General features: G+C 65.6%; 14 protein-coding genes. 2 read left to right on the forward strand and 12 right to left on the reverse strand.

All coding sequences use genetic code 11. From position 1 onward, the window contains the following. Nucleotides 1–133: 133 nt before the first annotated feature. Nucleotides 134–2,107: an autotransporter outer membrane beta-barrel domain-containing protein gene (locus BRAD285_RS34300; protein WP_006608912.1), complete on the forward strand. Its 1,974-nt coding sequence runs from the start codon at nt 134–136 to the stop codon at nt 2,105–2,107. Here BRAD285_RS34300 and BRAD285_RS34305 read toward each other — a convergent pair. From BRAD285_RS34305 to rimP, 9 genes are all read right to left on the reverse strand, one after another. Next, nucleotides 2,096–2,578 (reverse strand): GNAT family N-acetyltransferase, encoded by a 483-nt coding sequence (locus BRAD285_RS34305; RefSeq protein ID WP_006608911.1) that lies wholly within the window; start codon nt 2,576–2,578, stop codon nt 2,096–2,098. The genes BRAD285_RS34300 and BRAD285_RS34305 overlap by 12 nt on opposite strands. Before the next feature lie 231 nt (nt 2,579–2,809). Continuing rightward, complete coding sequence (pnp, locus tag BRAD285_RS34310) at nt 2,810–4,966, reverse strand: polyribonucleotide nucleotidyltransferase (RefSeq protein WP_006608910.1); 2,157 nt, start codon at nt 4,964–4,966, stop codon at nt 2,810–2,812. A 357-nt stretch (nt 4,967–5,323) separates the two neighbouring features. Continuing rightward, nucleotides 5,324–5,593, reverse strand: coding sequence for a 30S ribosomal protein S15 (gene rpsO, locus BRAD285_RS34315; protein WP_006608909.1), 270 nt, complete (start codon nt 5,591–5,593; stop codon nt 5,324–5,326). 2 nt (nt 5,594–5,595) lie between these two features. Continuing rightward, the gene (truB, locus tag BRAD285_RS34320) at nt 5,596–6,702 is read right to left on the reverse strand and encodes a tRNA pseudouridine(55) synthase TruB (RefSeq protein WP_006608908.1); all 1,107 of its coding nucleotides are present in this window, start codon (nt 6,700–6,702) and stop codon (nt 5,596–5,598) included. After that, nucleotides 6,702–7,118, reverse strand: a complete 417-nt coding sequence (rbfA, locus tag BRAD285_RS34325; protein ID WP_006608907.1) for a 30S ribosome-binding factor RbfA — start codon at nt 7,116–7,118, stop codon at nt 6,702–6,704. The genes truB and rbfA overlap by 1 nt, the downstream gene beginning before the upstream one ends. A 162-nt stretch (nt 7,119–7,280) precedes the next feature. Next, nucleotides 7,281–10,043, reverse strand: a complete 2,763-nt coding sequence (gene infB / locus BRAD285_RS34330; RefSeq protein WP_087877708.1) for a translation initiation factor IF-2 — start codon at nt 10,041–10,043, stop codon at nt 7,281–7,283. Nucleotides 10,044–10,120: 77 nt separating this feature from the next. Beyond that, nucleotides 10,121–10,834 (reverse strand): RNA-binding protein, encoded by a 714-nt coding sequence (locus BRAD285_RS34335; protein WP_006615455.1) that lies wholly within the window; start codon nt 10,832–10,834, stop codon nt 10,121–10,123. 69 nt (nt 10,835–10,903) lie between these two features. Beyond that, nucleotides 10,904–12,514, reverse strand: a complete 1,611-nt coding sequence (gene nusA / locus BRAD285_RS34340) for a transcription termination factor NusA (RefSeq protein ID WP_006615454.1) — start codon at nt 12,512–12,514, stop codon at nt 10,904–10,906. 13 nt (nt 12,515–12,527) lie between these two features. Then, on the reverse strand, nt 12,528–13,289 hold the full coding sequence (rimP, locus tag BRAD285_RS34345; RefSeq protein ID WP_006615453.1) for a ribosome maturation factor RimP: 762 nt from the start codon (nt 13,287–13,289) through the stop codon (nt 12,528–12,530). A 414-nt stretch (nt 13,290–13,703) separates the two neighbouring features. On the opposite strand from rimP, the gene BRAD285_RS34350 reads away from it, so the two are divergent. Further along, the gene (locus BRAD285_RS34350; protein WP_006615452.1) at nt 13,704–14,780 is read left to right on the forward strand and encodes a DUF2336 domain-containing protein; all 1,077 of its coding nucleotides are present in this window, start codon (nt 13,704–13,706) and stop codon (nt 14,778–14,780) included. Nucleotides 14,781–14,891: 111 nt separating this feature from the next. Here the strand turns inward: BRAD285_RS34350 and BRAD285_RS34355 are convergent, their stop codons facing one another. The 3 genes from BRAD285_RS34355 to BRAD285_RS34365 all read right to left on the reverse strand — a co-directional run bounded on the left by BRAD285_RS34355 (nt 14,892) and on the right by BRAD285_RS34365 (nt 17,511). Then, nucleotides 14,892–15,623, reverse strand: coding sequence for a tRNA (guanine(46)-N(7))-methyltransferase TrmB (locus BRAD285_RS34355; RefSeq protein ID WP_006615451.1), 732 nt, complete (start codon nt 15,621–15,623; stop codon nt 14,892–14,894). Then, the gene (locus BRAD285_RS34360; RefSeq protein ID WP_006615450.1) at nt 15,620–16,750 is read right to left on the reverse strand and encodes a M20 family metallopeptidase; all 1,131 of its coding nucleotides are present in this window, start codon (nt 16,748–16,750) and stop codon (nt 15,620–15,622) included. The genes BRAD285_RS34355 and BRAD285_RS34360 overlap by 4 nt, the downstream gene beginning before the upstream one ends. Before the next feature lie 344 nt (nt 16,751–17,094). Next, nucleotides 17,095–17,511: a helix-turn-helix domain-containing protein gene (locus BRAD285_RS34365; RefSeq protein ID WP_006615449.1), complete on the reverse strand. Its 417-nt coding sequence runs from the start codon at nt 17,509–17,511 to the stop codon at nt 17,095–17,097. Nucleotides 17,512–17,594: the final 83 nt, after the last annotated feature.

Here is a 17,594-nt window from a genome sequence, read left to right on the forward strand (position 1 = left end):
CATTTTTTCCCAGTTGAAGACGATCGATCCCCCACTGATAATCGATCGACCTTGACGCGACCTCGGCACGCGCGGCCCCGCGTTGGGCAGCCAGTCGGGTTCGCGCCGGCAGCAAGACGACATCGTGGGGGCGATGATGCCGCATTGGAAGGCCTGCGTCGTCGCGTTCTGCGCGGCGGGCGCCTCATACGTCGCCGGCGCTGTGCCGGCGCGGTCTCAATCGACCGTCTGGGATTCGACGATCTCCAACACGAACTGGTATGTGCCGACAGCCCAACTGCTGGCCTACATGTCGCCGAAGACAAGTTTCACCAACCCGATCCCGATCGGCGACCAGACGCTGTGGTCCCTGGGCACGGCGACCAACGGCGCCTTCACCGGCACCAGCGTCGCGCAGCTCCGGATCGGTCCGGCCCTGTTGACCGACAGCTCGACAATCCAGGGCTTCGTCACGCCGCGGGGACAGATCACCATGCTGTTCACGCCGGCGGGCGGCGGCACTGTCACGGTCGGGCTCGGCTATATGCGCACGCTCAATGGCGTCACCAGCATGGAAATGCAGATGATCACCGGCGAAACGCTGCTGGTGACGCATTGGGCCTACATGTTGCCCTACGATCCCGCCACCTTCACGCCGCCGCCGTCAGCGCCCGTGCCGGCCAATTCAGTGCCGCAATGGGCGTGGACAGCAGGCACGCCGTGGCGGATCGTCAGTCCGGCCCTGTTCGGCACGCAGGCGCCGGGCCGCTTCGTCATCACGAACTATCAGAACGGTTATTTCTGGGGGGCAGGCGTCGCGCCGGCCGGCAGTGCAGCCGGCGGCTTCACGCTGCTCGGCTCGGTGACACCCGAGGGCAGCGTGCTGTTCAACACGCTGTCACGCGGCAATCTCACCAGCCTGTACGGCGCGGCCAGCGGCAATGCGTCGGGCGCGCAGATGATCACCTCGACCTATGATCTCACCGGCAACATGACCGGAGATCTGGCGTCGATGTCGCTGGTCCAACCCTATGGCGATACGTTGCGCTCGGCCGGCGACAGGGTCGGCCTGGCGGCCGCCGATGCGTTGTATCGGCTATCGATGACCTCGGCAGGCTGGAGCGGATCGATGGCTTCAGGGTTCGTCGCGCTCGATAATCTCAGCGGTCCATCGCTGAGCAACGCGGTCAAGCAGACGCTGCCGGTGCTGACCGGCGCTGCGTCGCAGGCGACCTATGTGACGCAGCGCGATTTCCGTCAGACGATGACCAACCGGCTCGATGAGATCAGCGGCGCCGCCGGCCGCAATGTCTGGGTGCAGCCGCTCGGCAGCGTCACGCGGCAGGCCGGCCGCGATGGTGTTCCAGGCTATGACGCCTCCGGTGGTGGCCTGGCCTTCGGCGCCGATGCGGCGCTGTCGCCACGCGCCATGGTCGGCGGCGTCTTCGGCTATTCACGGCAGACGATCACGGGCAGCGATGATGCCGTGCCGAACCGTCTCGGCCTGTCGTCCTACCAGCTCGGACTCTATGGAGCCTACGCGATCAGCCGCGACGTGATGCTCGACTATCAGCTCGACGGCGGGTGGAGCGACAACGGCGAGAACAGGTCGCTGACTTTCATGGCGGCGTCCGCGGGCGGAAGCTATCGCTCCGTCACGGGTCATGCCGGCGTCGGTATCAAGACGCGAATTCCGCTGACGGCAGACGTCGCGCTGATCCCGTCGCTGCGGTTCGACTACGGCACCGTGCGCAGCGATGCCTATCGGGAAAGCGGGGCCGGCGGCTTCAGCCTCAACGTCGACCCGCAGAGCTATCAGGAGCTGACGACGACGGCCGGCTTGAAAGCCGTCTACCAGCTGGCGAGGCAGGTTCGTCTGACCGCCGATCTCGGCGCCGGCTACAACGCCCTGAACCAGAGACTGCAGGTCGGCGCAGCCTTCTCCGGCGGCGGCGACAGCTTCGTCACCAACGGCCTCGGCCTGTCGGCGTGGACCTATTCGGCAGGCCTTGGTCTGATCACGACCGCCAGCGACCGGCTCGATCTCAGCCTTCGCTATGGCCTCGACACGACGCCGTCTGGCCTGGTCCGGCAGTCAGGTCATGGAGTGCTTCGCCTAAGGCTTTGACGGCGAAGCCGCCGGCGTATCGCCGCGTTTCCAGCGGTAATATTTCATGATCCGGCCATGCACGGGATCGGCCTCCGTCTTCTCCAGGACGAAGCGTTCGCGTTCATACCAGCGCCACGCCCTCTCGTTGCCTTCGGCGCAACGCAGCCAGATCTCGTGCGGGAGCAGCTGGCGGGTGAAGCCGAGCAGGCGTCGGCCGAGCGAGCGGCCCTGATAGGCAGGGGCGATCATCAGCTGGTCGAGATAGAGCCGTTCGACGTTGATCGCGAGCATCGCGGCGAGCGCGCCACCGTCATCCGCGACATAGAGGCTCCAGCCGCCGGCAACCTCGCGCGGCACGCGGTCAGCGAGATAGGTCAGCAGCTTCTCGCTCGGGCTATCGAGCCCGGTCGAGCACCAGCTGTCCATCCAGAGCCGGGCGACGGCGTCGTATTCTTCGGGGCGGGCCATGCGGATGATCAGCTCGGGCATGGACGTGTGACCTCCGGCGGGACGTGGAGGAAGCCTAAAGCGCGATGAGATCAGGATGAATCGTCATCGCGCTTTAGGTTGTTGTTTGCGCATGATCTTTTCGGAAAACCGCTGCGCACTTTTCCGGATCATGCTTTAAGCTTTCTCATCCGTCATTGCGAGATGTCGACCGCCGAAACGAAAAGGGCGGCCCGAGAGCCGCCCTTCGTATCTCATCGATGAGCTACCAGCTTACTCGCCGGCGGCTTCGCGCGCCTCGGCGGGCGCGTCCTTCTGCTTGGCCTCGAGGTCCTCGCCGGTGGTCTGGTCGACGGCCTTCATCGACAGCCGGGTCTTGCCGCGGTCGTCGAAGCCGAGCAGCTTGACCTTGACCTTGTCGCCTTCCTTGACGACGTCGGTAGTCTTCTGCACGCGCTTGTCGGCGAGCTGCGAGATGTGCACGAGGCCATCGCGGGTGCCGAAGAAGTTCACGAAGGCGCCGAACTCCATCACCTTGACGACGGTGCCGTCATAGATCTGGCCGACCTCCGGATCGGAGGCGATCGACTTGATCCACTTGATGGCGGCCTTCATGGCCTCGCCGTCGCTGGAGGCGACCTTCACGGTGCCGTCGTCCTCGATGTTGACCTTGGCGCCGGTCTTCTCGACGATCTCGCGGATCACCTTGCCGCCGGTGCCGATCACTTCGCGGATCTTGTCGGTCGGGATCTTGAAGGTCTCGATGCGCGGCGCGTATTCGCCGAGCTCGGCGCGCGCGTTGGTCAGCGCCTTGGACATCTCACCCAGGATGTGGATGCGGCCCTCACGCGCCTGGCCGAGCGCCACACGCATGATCTCCTCGGTGATGCCTTCGATCTTGATGTCCATCTGCAGCGAGGTGATACCGCTCTCGGTGCCCGCGACCTTGAAGTCCATGTCGCCGAGATGGTCCTCGTCGCCGAGGATGTCCGACAGCACGGCGAAGCGGCTGCCCTCCAGGATCAGGCCCATCGCGATGCCTGCGGTCGGCCGCTTCAGCGGCACGCCGGCATCCATCAGTGCCAGCGACGAGCCGCAGACGGTCGCCATCGACGACGATCCGTTCGACTCCGTCACCTCCGACACGACGCGCGTCGTGTAGGGGAATTCGTGATGCGGCGGCAGCACCGGGTGGATCGCGCGCCAGGCCAGCTTGCCGTGGCCGATCTCGCGGCGCTTGGTGCCGCCGAGGCGGCCGGTCTCGCCGACCGAGTAGGGAGGGAAGTTGTAGTGCAGCAGGAACGTCTCTTTGTACGTTCCCGACAGCGCGTCGATGTACTGCTCGTCCTCGCCGGTGCCGAGCGTGGTCACGACCAGCGCCTGGGTCTCACCGCGGGTGAACAGCGCCGAACCGTGGGCGCGCGGCAGAACGCCGACTTCGCAGACGATGTTGCGCACGGTCTTGGCATCGCGGCCGTCGATGCGCTTGCCGGTGTCGAGGATGTTCCAGCGAACGATCTTGGCCTCGAGCTCCTTGAACACGGCGGCGACCCGGAGCTTGTCGTATTTCGGCTCCTGCCCCTCGGGGAAGAAGTAGGCCATCACCTTTTCCTTGACGGCGCCGACCGCAGCGTAGCGCTGCTGCTTGATCGGAATCGCGTAGGCGGTGCGCAGGTCCTGCTCGGCGATGCCGAGCATCTCCTTCTCGATCGCGCTGTTGTCGATGATCGCGACGTCGCGCGGATCCTTGGCGGCCTTCTCGGCCAGCTCGATGATCGCGTTGATGACCGGCTGGAAGTGACGGTGACCGAACATCACCGCGCCGAGCATGATGTCCTCGTTGAGCTCCTTGGCCTCCGATTCCACCATCAGCACCGCGTCCGAGGTGCCGGCGACGACCAGGTCGAGCTGGGTGTCGGCCATCTCGTCGAGGGTCGGATTGAGGATGTATTCGTCATTGGCGAAGCCGACGCGGGCCGCGCCGATCGGGCCCTTGAACGGCACGCCCGAGAGGGTCAGCGCAGCGGACGCGCCGACTAGCGCCACGATATCCGGATCGTTCTCCATGTCGTGTGACAGCACGGTCACGATGACCTGGGTCTCGTTGCGCCAGGAGTCGACGAACAGCGGGCGGATCGGACGGTCGATCAGACGGGAGACCAGCGTCTCCTTCTCGGTCGGACGGCCCTCGCGCTTGAAATAGCCGCCGGGGATGCGGCCGGCCGCGTAGGCCTTTTCCTGATAGTCGACGGTCAGGGGCAGGAAGTCGACGCCGTCGCGCGGCGCCTTGGCGGCGACGACGGTCGCCAGCACGACGGTCTCGCCATAGGTGGCGACGACGGCGCCGTCAGCCTGGCGCGCGATCTTGCCGGTTTCCAGCTTGAGGGGACGTCCACCCCAGTCGATCTCGACGGAATGCTTGGTAAACATGGGTATCTTCTTTCATAGGATGAGAGAAGGCAGATCCCCCAAAACAAAAAAACCATGCGCAAGATTGCAGGGCGCTGGATTGCGATCAGCGCCCTGCGATCCTGCCATGGTTTTCTTATTTCGGATGGCGTCCATCCTTCTTGTCGTACGGGCACCTTGCCCGTCACGCCCAGCGGCCGGATTGCTGCTGAGGCGTACTGTACAGTCTGGGCGGAACCGGCGGGTCAGCGTATCGCTTCTTTCCGGATTCCGGCCAGACCGCATGATCCCGGACTTCGCGAACGCCGCGACCTGCGGCGTTCTCAGGACCATGCCATCACGCGCGCGAACTCGCGCGCGCTCACTCGAGGTCGAAGCTCAACGACGGATGTTGTGCTTCTCGAGCAGCGCCTTGTAGCGCGCCTCGTCGTTCTTCTTCAGATAGTCCAGCAGCGAACGGCGGGTCGACACCAGCTTCAGGAGGCCGCGGCGGGAGTGATTGTCCTTGCCGTGGGTCTTGAAATGGTTCGTCAGGTTGTTGATGCGTTCCGACAGGATCGCGACCTGCACCTCGGGAGAACCGGTATCACCGGCCTTGGTGGCGTTCGCCTTGATGATTTCCGCCTTGCGCTCTGCGGTCACCGACATCGTCAATCTCTTTCGTTGCGACCGGAGCTGGCAGTCAGTCCGGTCAGGTTGAACACGCGCTTGGGGATGAGTTCGCCATTGCCAATTTCGGCAAGCGCCAAAAGGCGGCCTGCGACCGTGACATAGACTGTGCCGCTACTCTGGGGCGCATCCCGTCCGCGCAACAAGACGGCCTGGCCCCGGTGGAGCCTTGCCGCGTCAGCCCGCGTGACGGCCAGTGCCGGGATGTCGTCCAGCGCGGTCTCAACGGGCAGCAGTGCGTCGGCGAGGTTTCCCTCACCGGACGCGGCTCTATTGCACAAAGCCTCCAGCTGTTCCAGCGGAATCATGTCGTTCTCGGTAAACGGACCGACCAGGGTCCGCCGGAGCGCGCTGATATGGCCGTAGCAGCCGAGGATGCGGCCCATGTCGCGGGCCAGCGCCCGGACATAGGTTCCCTTGCCGCATTCCGCCTCGAACACCGAATGGTCGGCGTCGGGCTGGTCGACGAGGGTCAATTCGTGGATTTCGACCGGACGCGGCTGCAACTCGACGACCTCGCCATCGCGGGCGAGGTCATAGGCGCGCTCGCCCTGGATCTTGATCGCGGAATAGCGCGGCGGGGTCTGTTCGATGCGGCCGGTAAATTGCGGCAGCAGCGCACGGATCGCTTCGACGTCCGGCCGGCTCTCGCTGGTGTGGACGACGCGGCCTTCGGTGTCGTCCGTATCGCGCTCCGCGCCCCACGTGACGGTGAAACGGTAGCGCTTGCGGCCGTCCATCACGAACGGAACGGTCTTGGTCGCCTCGCCCAGCGCGATCGGCAACCCGCCCGAGGCGAGCGGATCGAGCGTGCCGGCATGGCCGGCGCGCTTGGCCTGGAACAGCCGCTTGGCAACGGCGACGGCCTGCGTCGAAGTCATGCCGATCGGCTTGTCGAGCACCACCCAGCCATGAACGTCGCGACGGTCGCGGCGCGGCTGTCCCTGATGGTTTCCTTGGCGCTGCTTGTTGCGCGGATCATTGTTGTCGCGCGGACGTCCGTCGGCCGAATGATTTTTTTTCGCATTGACGGCGATCGTATCGGCGGGAAGCGATTCGACAGTGCCGGTTTCGGGGGGAATGGTCATCAGCTCTCTTCCGAATCCGAGTTGAGATCTCTCTGCACCGCAGGTGTTCTTAGTAATTTCTCGATCCGTTCCGCTTCGTCGAATCGCTCGTCGACGCGGAAGCGGACGTCAGGTGCAAATTTCAGGTTAACGCGCCGCGCGACTTCGCCGCGCAGGAACTTCTTGTTGCGCTCCAGCGCCGCGAGCACGACGTCCGTGTCGCGTCCGCCGAGCGGCATGATGTAGATCGTTGCAAGCTTGAGATCGGGCGACATGCGGACTTCGGGCACCGTAATGATGTGTCCCTCCAGGTCCGGATCGTGCGCATGACCCTGACTGAGAATGTCGGCGACAGCGTGGCGCACGGTTTCGGCGACGCGCAGCTGGCGCTGCGAGCCCCCGGAAGCCGCGCTTCCCCTCTGATGATGACGAGGCATGTTGCGAAATATCCAATGGATCATCGCCCCGCGCTGACGCGGGCGAGAGGATCATTCTGATTGAGTTCAACGACGCTTGGTTAAGTTCAAGCTGCGCAGCGATTCCGCAGATGCACGGAATCGCTGCTCACTTGAATGCAGCGCGCTCTGTAGGATTCGGACTTACAGCGAGCGCTGAATGGTCTCCACGCGATAACATTCGATGACGTCGCCGACACGCATGTCGCCGTAGCTCTCGAAGGCCATGCCGCACTCCTGGCCGGCCTGCACTTCCTTCACTTCGTCCTTGAAGCGCTTCAGCGTCGACAGCTTGCCCTCGTGAACCACGACGTTGTCGCGGATCAGGCGGACATTGGCGCCGCGCTCGACGGTGCCGTCGGTGACGCGGCAGCCGGCGACCTTGCCGACCTTGGAGATGTTGAACACCTCCAGGATCTGCGCATTGCCGAGCATGGTCTCGCGCAGCGTCGGCGCAAGCAGGCCGCTCATCGCCTTCTTCACGTCATCCACGAGGTCGTAGATGATGTTGTAGTAGCGGATCTCGATGCCGTTGCGCTTGGCGAGCGCAGCCGCTTCCTTGTTGGCTCGGACCGAGAAGCCGATGATCGCGGCGTTGAAGCCTTCCGCCAGCGTGACGTCGGACTCGCTGATGCCGCCGACGCCGGCATGCAGGATGCGGGCGGCGACCTCGTCGGTGCCGAGCTTCTCCAGCGAGCCGAGAATGGCTTCCAGCGAGCCCTGCACGTCGGCCTTGATGACCAGCGGGAATTCCTTGCGGCCCGCCGTCTTCAATTGCGACATCATCTGCTCGAGCGAACCGCGCATGCCGGAGATCGAGGCGGCCGCGTTCTCGCGCTTCTGGTGCGCGCGGTAGCTCGTGACCTGGCGGGCGCGGGCTTCGTTCTCGACGACGGCGAGACGATCGCCGGCTTCCGGCGGACCGTTGAAGCCGAGCACCTCGACCGGGACCGAGGGACCGGCCTCCTGCAAGGTCTCGCCCTGATCCGAGATCAGCGCGCGGACGCGGCCCATCTCGGCGCCGGCGACGATGATGTCGCCGACCCGCAGCGTGCCGCGCTGGACCAGCACGGTGGCGACCGGACCACGGCCGCGATCGAGCTTGGCTTCGATCACGGTACCCTCGGCCGGACGATCCGAATTGGTCTTGAGGTCGAGGATGTCGGCCTGCAGCGCGATCATCTCGAGCAGACGATCGAGATTGGTCTTGTTCTTGGCGGACACTTCGACGTCGACGACTTCACCGCCGAGCGATTCGACCTGCACCTCGTGCTGAAGCAGCTCGGTGCGGACGCGCTCGGGACGGGCGTCGGGCTTGTCGATCTTGTTGATCGCCACGATCATCGGCACCTTCGCCGCCTTGGCGTGGTTGATGGCCTCGATCGTCTGCGGCATGACGCCGTCATCGGCCGCGACGACCAGCACGACGATGTCGGTGACCTTGGCGCCGCGGGCGCGCATCGCGGTGAACGCGGCGTGGCCGGGCGTGTCGATGAAGGTGATCTTCTTGCCGCTATCCGGCGCCGTCACCTGATAGGCGCCGATGTGCTGGGTGATGCCGCCGGCTTCGCCCGACACCACGTTGGCGTGGCGCAGCGCGTCGAGCAGCGAGGTCTTGCCGTGGTCGACGTGACCCATGACGGTCACGACCGGCGAACGCGGCTCGGTGTCGCTGGAATCGTCCACGACGTCGAACAGGCCCTCTTCCACGTCCGACGCGGCAACGCGCTTGACGGTGTGGCCAAGTTCTTCGGCGATCAACTGTGCGGTGTCGGCATCGATCACGTCGGTGATCTTGTGCATCGCGCCCTGGCGCATCAGCAGACGGATCACGTCGACTGCGCGCTCCGACATGCGGTTCGCGAGCTCCTGGATGGTGATCGCCTCGGGAATCGTGACCTCGCGGATCAGCTTTTCCTTCTGCTCGTTCGCCGCATGGCCCTTCAGGCGCTGGGTACGGCGGCGGAACGAGGCGATCGAGCGCTCGCGGACATCGTCGGCGGTGAGCGCGGTGACGACGGTCAGGCGGCCGCGCTGCTTCTGCGGGCCGGGCTTGTGCGTGGTCTTCGGCGGCGGCGCGGGACGCGCAGCGCCACCGGGGCCACGGCGGATCTGGCGCGGACCTTCATCCTCGTCGGGACCCGCGGCGACGCCAGGCGCACGGCCGAGCGGGCCGCCACCGGCCGGACGGGCTCCGGCAGGGCGGGCGCCTGCCGGCTGAGTGCCGGGCGGCCGCGAGCTCGGACCACCGATCTGCGGCGGCCGGCTACCGGGTGCGCCGATCGGGCGGCCGGGCGCCTGGGCCTGGCGGGCCGGGGCGGTCGCGGTCGGCTGCGGGGCCGCTGCGGCGGCCGGACGCGGCGCTTCGCCTTCGCCGAAGCGCTTCTTGGCCTCGAGCTCGGCCTTGCGCTTGGCTTCCTCTTCGTGGCGGTGACGCTCTTCCTCGGCCTTGCGGCGCGCCTCGGCAGCCTCGCGCTCGGCGCGTTCAGCGGCTTCGCGCTCGGCGCGGCGGCGGGCTTCTTCCTCGGCCTGGCGGCGCTCCTCGATGTCGCGGACGCGCGCATCGGCGAGCGCGCTGGCGCGGGCCGAGCGCTCATCCTCGGTCAGGGTGCGCAGCACGACGCCGGAGCCGCTACGCTGAGGACCGGACGGACGCGGGCCCGACGGGCGGTTGCTCGGCGGCGGCGGTGGCGGCGCCTTGGCGACGGTCGGCTCCGGCGCATGCGGCGCATCGGGCGCCCCATCGCCGACGCGGCGCTTGGTGCCGCGCTTCTCGACCACCACCTGCTTGCTCCGGCCGTGCGGGAAACTCTGACGCACCGTGCCAGTCTCGACGCGCGGCTTGAGCGTCAAGGTCTTGCTCGGGACACCGAGTTTCTTGTCGCCCGGAGTGTTTTGATCGGCCATTCAGTCGTCCTAATCTCGTTTACCTGCGTGCGGGTCTGCCGCACCGTCCCATTCGTGCAATCGTCGTGTAATCGTCGCTATGTCTTCGAAGTCGAAGCAGATTTCGAGGCCGCGGTTCCGGCAATCTTGTCAGCGTCGGCCGACCGGTATCGGACCAGTGTCTGGCTGCGCGACAGGAATGTCCTGCTCGCCGGGCCTGCGAGCACGGCAGCATGTATCACATTTGAGCGCCCAAGTGCCAAATCCAATTCTGCCGAAGTGAGGCAGCAGATGATCGGAAATGTCAGGGCTTGACCTTGATCCCCATCATTCGACCGCACCATGGCATCGAGCTTGCGAATTCCGTCGGCTGCGCCGTCCGAGGCGTGGATCAGGGCGGCCAATGTGGCCCGCGACTGCCGCTGCGACAGCGCTGCTTCGACCTTGGAAAAACCCGAGACGACTTGGCCGGCCTTGGCCGCTATTCCCAGCGCTTCGATCGCGCTCCGGGCCAGCAGGGCCTCGAGATCCTCGGCGAGCGTCGGTTGGGCGCGGACGTTTGTCTTGAAGCCACGGCTGAAATGGTGACGCCGCACCGCTTCCGCAACCGCCAGCCGCGAGGCTGTGATCCACAACCCCCGTCCGGGCAGCTTGCGCTTGATGTCGGGCACGACGTCGCCCGACGGGCCGACCACGAAGCGGATCAGCTCGCCGATCGGCCGCACCTCGCGGCTGACCGCGCACATGCGCATGGTCGCGGACTTCTGGGTCCGCGGTCCATTGTCGAGCTCGGGGTCGGCCAAAGCGAGCATGCGGTGGTGCGGCTCCTCATCTCAAGCCAGCAGCGTCATGGCGGGGGTCATCGCGGCGTCCATCATGGGTCAGGCGGGCTGTCCTTCGGCTTCGTCCTCGGCAGCCTCGCCCTTGGCGAGATCGGCCTCGGTGATCCAGCCGGCCTTGACGCGGGCCTGCATCACCATGGCTTCGGCGTCGTCGCGCGACACCTCGAGACCATCGAGAATGCCGGGATACTTGGTCTGCTCGCCGCCGTCCTTGCGCTCGACCCAGCCGACCAGATCGTCGGTGGCACAGCCGGCGAGGTCGTCGACGGTCTTGATGTCGTTCTCGCCGAACTTGACCAGCATCTTGGAGGTGACGCCGGGCACGGCCTTCACCGCGTCCTCGACCCCGAGCTCCTTGCGCTTGGCCTCGAGCTCGGCCTCCTGCTGCTCCAGGAATTCGCGGGCGCGGGTCTGCAGCTCGGTCGCGGTCTCCTCGTCGAAGCCTTCGATGCCGGCCAGATCCTTGAGATCCACCAGCGCCAGCTCCTCGACCGAGGTGAAGCCTTCGGAGGCCAGCAGCTGACCGACGACCTCGTCGACGTTGAGCGATTCCATGAACACGCGGGTGGAGTTCTCGAAGTCGGCCTGACGGCGCTCGGACTCCTCCTGCTCGGTCAGGATGTCGATGTCCCAGCCGGTCAGCTGCGAGGCCAGGCGGACGTTCTGGCCGCGGCGGCCGATTGCCAGCGACAGCTGGTTGTTGGTGTCGGGCACCACGACCTCGATGCGCTCGCGGTCCTCGTCGATGACGACCTTGGCCACTTCGGCCGGCGCCAACGCGTTGACCACGAAGGTCGCGATATCGGGCGACCACGGAATGATGTCGATCTTCTCGCCCTGCAGCTCGTTCACCACGGCCTGCACGCGCGAGCCGCGCATGCCGACGCAGGCGCCGACCGGGTCGACCGAAGAATCGCGCGACACCACGCCGATCTTGGCGCGCGAGCCGGGATCGCGGGCGACCGCCTTGATCTCGACGATGCCGTCATAGATTTCCGGCACTTCCTGCGCGAACAGCTTGGCCATGAATTGCGGATGGGTGCGCGACAGGAAGATCTGCGGCCCGCGGGTCTCGCGGCGGACGTCGAAGACATAGGCGCGGACGCGATCGCCGTTGCGGAACACCTCGCGCGGCAGCATCTCGTCGCGGCGGATGATCGCCTCGCCGCGGCCGAGGTCGAGGATCACGCTGCCATATTCGACGCGCTTGACGACGCCGTTGACGATGTCGCCGATGCGGTCCTTGAACTCCTGGTACTGCCGGTCGCGCTCGGCCTCCCGCACCTTCTGCACGATGACCTGCTTGGCCGACTGCGCGGCGATGCGGCCGTACTCGAGCGGCGGCAAGGTGTCGGCGATGGTGTCGCCGATCTGCGCGCCCGGGTTGGCGCGGCGGGCGTCGTCGAGCGAAATCTGGTTGGACGGGTTTTCCACCTTCTCGACCACCAGCATGTGGCGCGACAGCCGGAGCTCGCCCTTGCGCGGGTCGATCTCGGCGTGAACGTCGGTCTCGCTGCCATAGCGGGCGCGGGCGGCCTTGGCGATCGCGTCTTCCATGGCGGCGATCACGATGCCGCGGTCGATCGACTTCTCGCGCGCGACGGCGTCGGCGATCTGCAGCAGTTCCAACCGGTTGGCGCTGACGGCCATGGTTCAGTCTCCTCTAATCAGGATCGATCTCGCCTCTGCGCGCGCGATCGGCGGCGAGGCGATGTTTCTTGGTGTTGGTCGGCAGCGGCTTCTTGGCCGGCTGCTTCTCCTTCAACTTCGGTTTCGGCTTGGCCTGGGCCGCCGGCTTGGCATGCGGCGCCAGCGGCGGCGCAAGCCCGAGGTCGCGCTTCTTCTCGCGCTCGGCTGCCTTGCCGCGGCGCATGGACTCGGCGATCAGCTCGTCCGTCAGGACCATCTTGGCGTCGCCGATGTCCGTCATCGGCAGCACGACATCCGGGTCTTGGTCCTTGGCGACGTCGTCGCGGGTGATCCGCACGCCATCGCCTTCCACGCCCTTGATGATACCGCGGAAGCGTTTGCGGTTCTGATGCGCCACCGCCATCTCGATCTTCACGAGATGCCCGAGATGGCGCTCGAAATCGGAGCGGCGCACCAGCGGGCGGTCGATGCCCGGCGAGGAAATCTCGAGCCGGTAGGCGCGGTCGATCGGGTCGGCAATATCCAGCACCGGCGACAGCGCCCGCGACACCGCCTCGCAATCCTCGATCTGCATGGTGCCGTCGGGACGCTCGGCCATCACCTGGACGGTGCAGCCGGACTCGCCGGAGATGCGGATCCGCACCAGGCGGTAACCCATTCCCTGCAGCACCGGGTCGGCCACTGCCGCGACGCGCGCCGCCACGCCCGGCTCGACGACGAGCCGGGGCTCGGTCAGAAGGTCGGTATCAGCGGCTGTGAGGGTCGGTTCCGTCATCGAGGCGTCGATCGCGTGTCTTGCTTGTTTCGGCCGTATGTTTTGACCGTCAGGCCGGTTCGATCGCGCTCACCGGACCGATCGCGCCAGGGGCGGAGCGATCCAGGTAACAAAAAAGAGCGGGTCCGGAAGGGCCCACCCTCACTACGCGATCGTATATGAGATGATGTTTGATGGCGCTCATATAGCCGCTTTGCCGGCTGTCGGCAAGGGTTGTCTCGGCCAGACTCGGAGGCCGGAACCCCAGATGAGCGTGCCCACGCGTCCGGCGGGCCCGTACAGGGCCGTGGGCCGGGCCTAATCCTTCATTCACCAAGATCATCTAAAAATAGCCATCAGGTGGCGTGCCCTACGTCCGGCGCTCATTCGGAGGCGGGGCACGGACATGTGTCGCGTTGCGTATGAGTTGTTGTCATGACCCCAGCTACTGCGCTGATCCCCGGCCTCGACGGGATTGTCCGGCACGGCGACGCGGAGCGTTGCGTCGAGGCGACGCGTCGCATTGCCGATCTCTTTCTTGAAGACGCAACGAGGCTGCGCCCCGAGCACATCAATCTGTTCGACGGCCTGCTGGTCGATCTGGTGCCGCTCGCGGATCGGGCGACGCGGGTCGATCTGTCCGAGCGCTTGTCGCGGCTCGTGAAAGCACCGCGCGTCGTGATCGGCCAGCTCGCGCGCGATGATGAAGTCGCGGTGGCCGGTCCGCTGCTGCGCCGTTCGCCGGCGCTCGACGACGGCGCGCTGATCGACATCGCCCAAGGCAAGAGCCAGGGCCATCTGCTCGCGATCGCCGAGCGCGCGCGGCTCTCGCCGGAGACGACGGATGTGCTGGTGCGCCGCGGTGATCGCGATGTGGTGCGGCGGACGGCAGCGAACGATGGTGCGGAGTTTTCGGCTCGCGGCTATTCGGACCTGATCAATCGTGCAAGTTTCGACGGCGTGCTGACGCTTGCGGTTGGCAAGCGTGGCGATCTCTCTGACGAGCACCTCAAGCGGCTGCTCGAAGGCTCTCTCGATGTGGTCAAGCGCCGGCTGTTCGATGTGGTCGGGCCGGAGCGGCAGACCAAGATCAGGCAGGCCGTTGCGGAGCTCGCAGGGACCGTGAGCGCAGCCGCCAGCAAGCGCAACTTCGTGCCGGCGCAGCGGACGATTCTGTCGCTCTATGAAGCCGACGCCCTGGATGAAGCCGCGCTGCTCGGCTTTGCAGGCGAGCACAAATATGAAGAGGTCATCGCTGCGCTGGCCGCGATGACCGGGCTGAAGCTCGCGGCTCTCGATCGGCTGGTGTCGGGCGATCGCCACGATCCGCTGCTCATTCTCGGCCGGACCGTCGGCCTCGACTGGAGCACCGTGCAGGCGCTGATCCAGCTCCGCCTTGGGCCGAGGCGCGTGCCCGCGCAGCGCGACCTCGATGCCATCCGCGTGAACTATGCACGCCTGTCTTCATCGACGGCCGAGCGCGTGGTGGCGTTCTGGAAGACGCGTCATTAGATCATGATGCGTTTCGGCGGAAACGCATCATGATCTAATCTATTTGTTTGAGCATGATCTTTTCGGAAAACCGGTTTCCACTTTTCCGGATCATGCTCTAGCGCGGCGGCATCAACGCCGACGGAAGATCAGATAGTTCGCTACGCGCCCCTCGCGCGTGGCCTTTCGGCCGTAGCGCGTCATCGTGTAGTTCGGCCATGGCAGGCGCCAGTCGTCGGCGCGCTCCGCTGTCCAGGCGAAATCAGGCGAGCGCAGCAGATGCCAAAGCGTCCAGGCGCAGTAATCGGCGATGTCGCTGACGAAGCGGAATTCTCCGCCCGGCTTGAGCGCGCGGGCCATCGCGACGATGGTCGCGTCCTGCACGAAGCGCCGCTTCCAATGTCGCCGCTTCGGCCAGGGATCAGGATGGATCAGATCGATCCGTTGCAGCGATTGCGGCGGCAGCCAGGCGAGCAGTTCGGCGGCATCGCCGGCGAGCAGCCGGACATTGGCGATGTTGTCGGCTTCGATCGCCGAGAGGATCTTCGCCATGCCGTTGACGTAGGGCTCGCAGCCGATGAAGCCGGTCGTCGGAAACGCCTTGGCCTCGGCGGCGAGATGCTCGCCGCCGCCGAATCCGATCTCGAGACGCAGCGCCTCGACCGGCGGGTCGTACAGCCCAGGCAGCACGACATCGGCGGGAGCGGAGAGATCGAGCGCGAGGTGCGGCAGCAGGTTCTCGACCAGATCCGCCTGGTGCGCACGGAGCTTGTGGCCCTTGCGCCGGCCGAAGAACGAGCCGTGGCCATGCAGGGCCTCGGTGCCGGTGTGATCGTCGTCGACGGGGATCATCGCGGTGTTCATCGCAGGGTCTGGTAGAGACGGTGCAGCAGCCGCGCGCGCGGCTCGATCGAGGAGATGAACATCTGCTCGTAATGCGTATGCGCGCCCTTGCCGTCGACGCCGAGACCATCGAGCGTTGCCGTGAACGGCGCCGTGAAATTGCCGTCGGAGCCGCCGCCCGTATAGGTGTCGACGAGATCGAAGCCGAGCTCCTCCGCGAGCGTTCTCGCATGCTCGAACAGCGCTGCGCCGGCATTGCCCTTGACGTAAGGCGGCCGATTGACCTCGCCCCTGACCTCGACGGTCACCCCTTCGCTGCGCGACTTCAAGCCCAGGATCTTCGGCACGATCTCGTCGGCATCGCCAGGTGTCGGCAGCCGCGCATCGACCTCGGCATAGGCTTCCTCGGCGATCACGTTCGGACGCGTGCCGCCGCGGACGACGCCGACATTCACCGTGATGCCGCGTTCGGTGTCATTGAGCGCTTCGAGTGCGTGGATCACGTTGGCGAGTTCGCGGATCGCACTGCGTCCATCCTGTGGGCGCGTGCCGGCATGCGCAGGAATGCCGCGGATCGACACGTCGAAGCGGGCCACGCCCTTGCGGCCGGTGACGATCTTGCCACCATCGCGCGCCGGCTCGGTGACCAGCACATATTTGGCCTTGCGGCCTTCGTCCTCGATCAGCGCACGCGACGTCGGACTGCCGATCTCCTCGTCGGAGACGAACAAATGAGTAATGCCGAGCGGCGTTGTCTCGCCGGCGGTGCAGAGTTGGCGGAAGGCGTGATAGGCGAGATAAGCGCCGCCCTTCATGTCGTAGATGCCGGGGCCGTAAGCGATGTCGCCATCGATCGAGAACGGCAGGCGCTCGATGAAGCCGAGCGGATGCACCGTGTCGAGATGACTCAGCACGAGGATGCCCGGCTCGTTCTGTCCCCATGAGGAGCGCACCACCAGATGATCGCCGCAGCCATCGCGCCCCGCGATCCGCTCCAGCGCGACATCGAGCCCGCGATAGCCGTCGGCGACCACCGAGGCCAGTCGGTTGACCTGATCGGGGGCGTCAGTCGGGGTCTCGATCTCGACCCATTGCCGGATGCCATCGAGAATTGTGCGACTATCGAACGGATTGACTGTGGTGGTCATGAGTTTCGGTCAGGAGTTCTTGATGGTTAGCGAAAGGTATCAAATGGAGGGCGTTGACGCGCGAATCTCGGCCGGCGTTGCTGCCCGCTGCCGGGCGCCACATGCGCACAAAATGATTTAGAGCGCGACAGCGTTTCCCGAAGGGGAGCCATCGCGCTCTAATGATCATCATCCAACTTGTCTATCGGCTCATCGGCATTGCGGAACACGAGCCGTATCCGCAACGTCCGCAAAGCTGGCTTCGCTCATGGCCCCCCGGAGGCGCTGACATTCATATGAGAAGCGTTCATATGAGAGCGGTCGCAATAGGAATGTCAGCGCCAGCGCATCAGCGTGGCTCAGCTCTAGCCCTCTTCCGGTGCCTCGCGATCAGCGATCTGCTCGACCAGGTCGACGATGCTGCGGCGAAGCTTGGAGTCGTGGATCCGCGTGAATGCGCGGGTCAACGCCAGTCCTTCAGAGGTTGCCAGGAAATCAGACACATAGGCCGGAGAGGCGCCCTCGCCGAAAGCTTCACCATTGGTCCCACCACTCGGGACGCCTTCGAACAGGAACGAGACAGGGACCTGCAGGACTTCTGAGATCTGCTGGATCCGGCTGGCGCCGACTCGATTGGTGCCTTTTTCGTACTTCTGTATCTGCTGGAACGTGAGTCCGAGAGCCTCACCAAGTTTTTCCTGGCTCATGCCCAACATGATACGGCGCATCCGCACCCGGCTGCCGACATGCTTGTCAACAGGGTTGGGCGCTTTCGTCGACATCTCTCAACTCCTTGAATCAGGGCCTCGGAACGAGGCGATCGCAGTATGCCTCAGGCGCTCACACCGTCAATTTCTGCTCGCAT

Origin of the sequence: Bradyrhizobium sp. ORS 285 (genome assembly GCF_900176205.1) — a bacterium.
GTDB lineage: Bacteria > Pseudomonadota > Alphaproteobacteria > Rhizobiales > Xanthobacteraceae > Bradyrhizobium.

Bases quoted from the DNA above. Each gene is read 5' to 3' on its own strand.
- BRAD285_RS34300 (WP_006608912.1), top strand. From the start codon at position 134: ATGATGCCGCATTGGAAGGCCTGCGTCGTCGCGTTCTGCGCGGCGGGC.
- BRAD285_RS34305 (WP_006608911.1), bottom strand. From the start codon at position 2,578: ATGCCCGAGCTGATCATCCGCATGGCCCGCCCCGAAGAATACGACGCC.
- pnp (WP_006608910.1), bottom strand. From the start codon at position 4,966: ATGTTTACCAAGCATTCCGTCGAGATCGACTGGGGTGGACGTCCCCTC.
- rpsO (WP_006608909.1), bottom strand. From the start codon at position 5,593: ATGTCGGTGACCGCAGAGCGCAAGGCGGAAATCATCAAGGCGAACGCC.
- truB (WP_006608908.1), bottom strand. From the start codon at position 6,702: ATGACCATTCCCCCCGAAACCGGCACTGTCGAATCGCTTCCCGCCGAT.
- rbfA (WP_006608907.1), bottom strand. From the start codon at position 7,118: ATGCCTCGTCATCATCAGAGGGGAAGCGCGGCTTCCGGGGGCTCGCAG.
- infB (WP_087877708.1), bottom strand. From the start codon at position 10,043: ATGGCCGATCAAAACACTCCGGGCGACAAGAAACTCGGTGTCCCGAGC.
- BRAD285_RS34335 (WP_006615455.1), bottom strand. From the start codon at position 10,834: ATGCTCGCTTTGGCCGACCCCGAGCTCGACAATGGACCGCGGACCCAG.
- nusA (WP_006615454.1), bottom strand. From the start codon at position 12,514: ATGGCCGTCAGCGCCAACCGGTTGGAACTGCTGCAGATCGCCGACGCC.
- rimP (WP_006615453.1), bottom strand. From the start codon at position 13,289: ATGACGGAACCGACCCTCACAGCCGCTGATACCGACCTTCTGACCGAG.
- BRAD285_RS34350 (WP_006615452.1), top strand. From the start codon at position 13,704: ATGACCCCAGCTACTGCGCTGATCCCCGGCCTCGACGGGATTGTCCGG.
- BRAD285_RS34355 (WP_006615451.1), bottom strand. From the start codon at position 15,623: ATGAACACCGCGATGATCCCCGTCGACGACGATCACACCGGCACCGAG.
- BRAD285_RS34360 (WP_006615450.1), bottom strand. From the start codon at position 16,750: ATGACCACCACAGTCAATCCGTTCGATAGTCGCACAATTCTCGATGGC.
- BRAD285_RS34365 (WP_006615449.1), bottom strand. From the start codon at position 17,511: ATGTCGACGAAAGCGCCCAACCCTGTTGACAAGCATGTCGGCAGCCGG.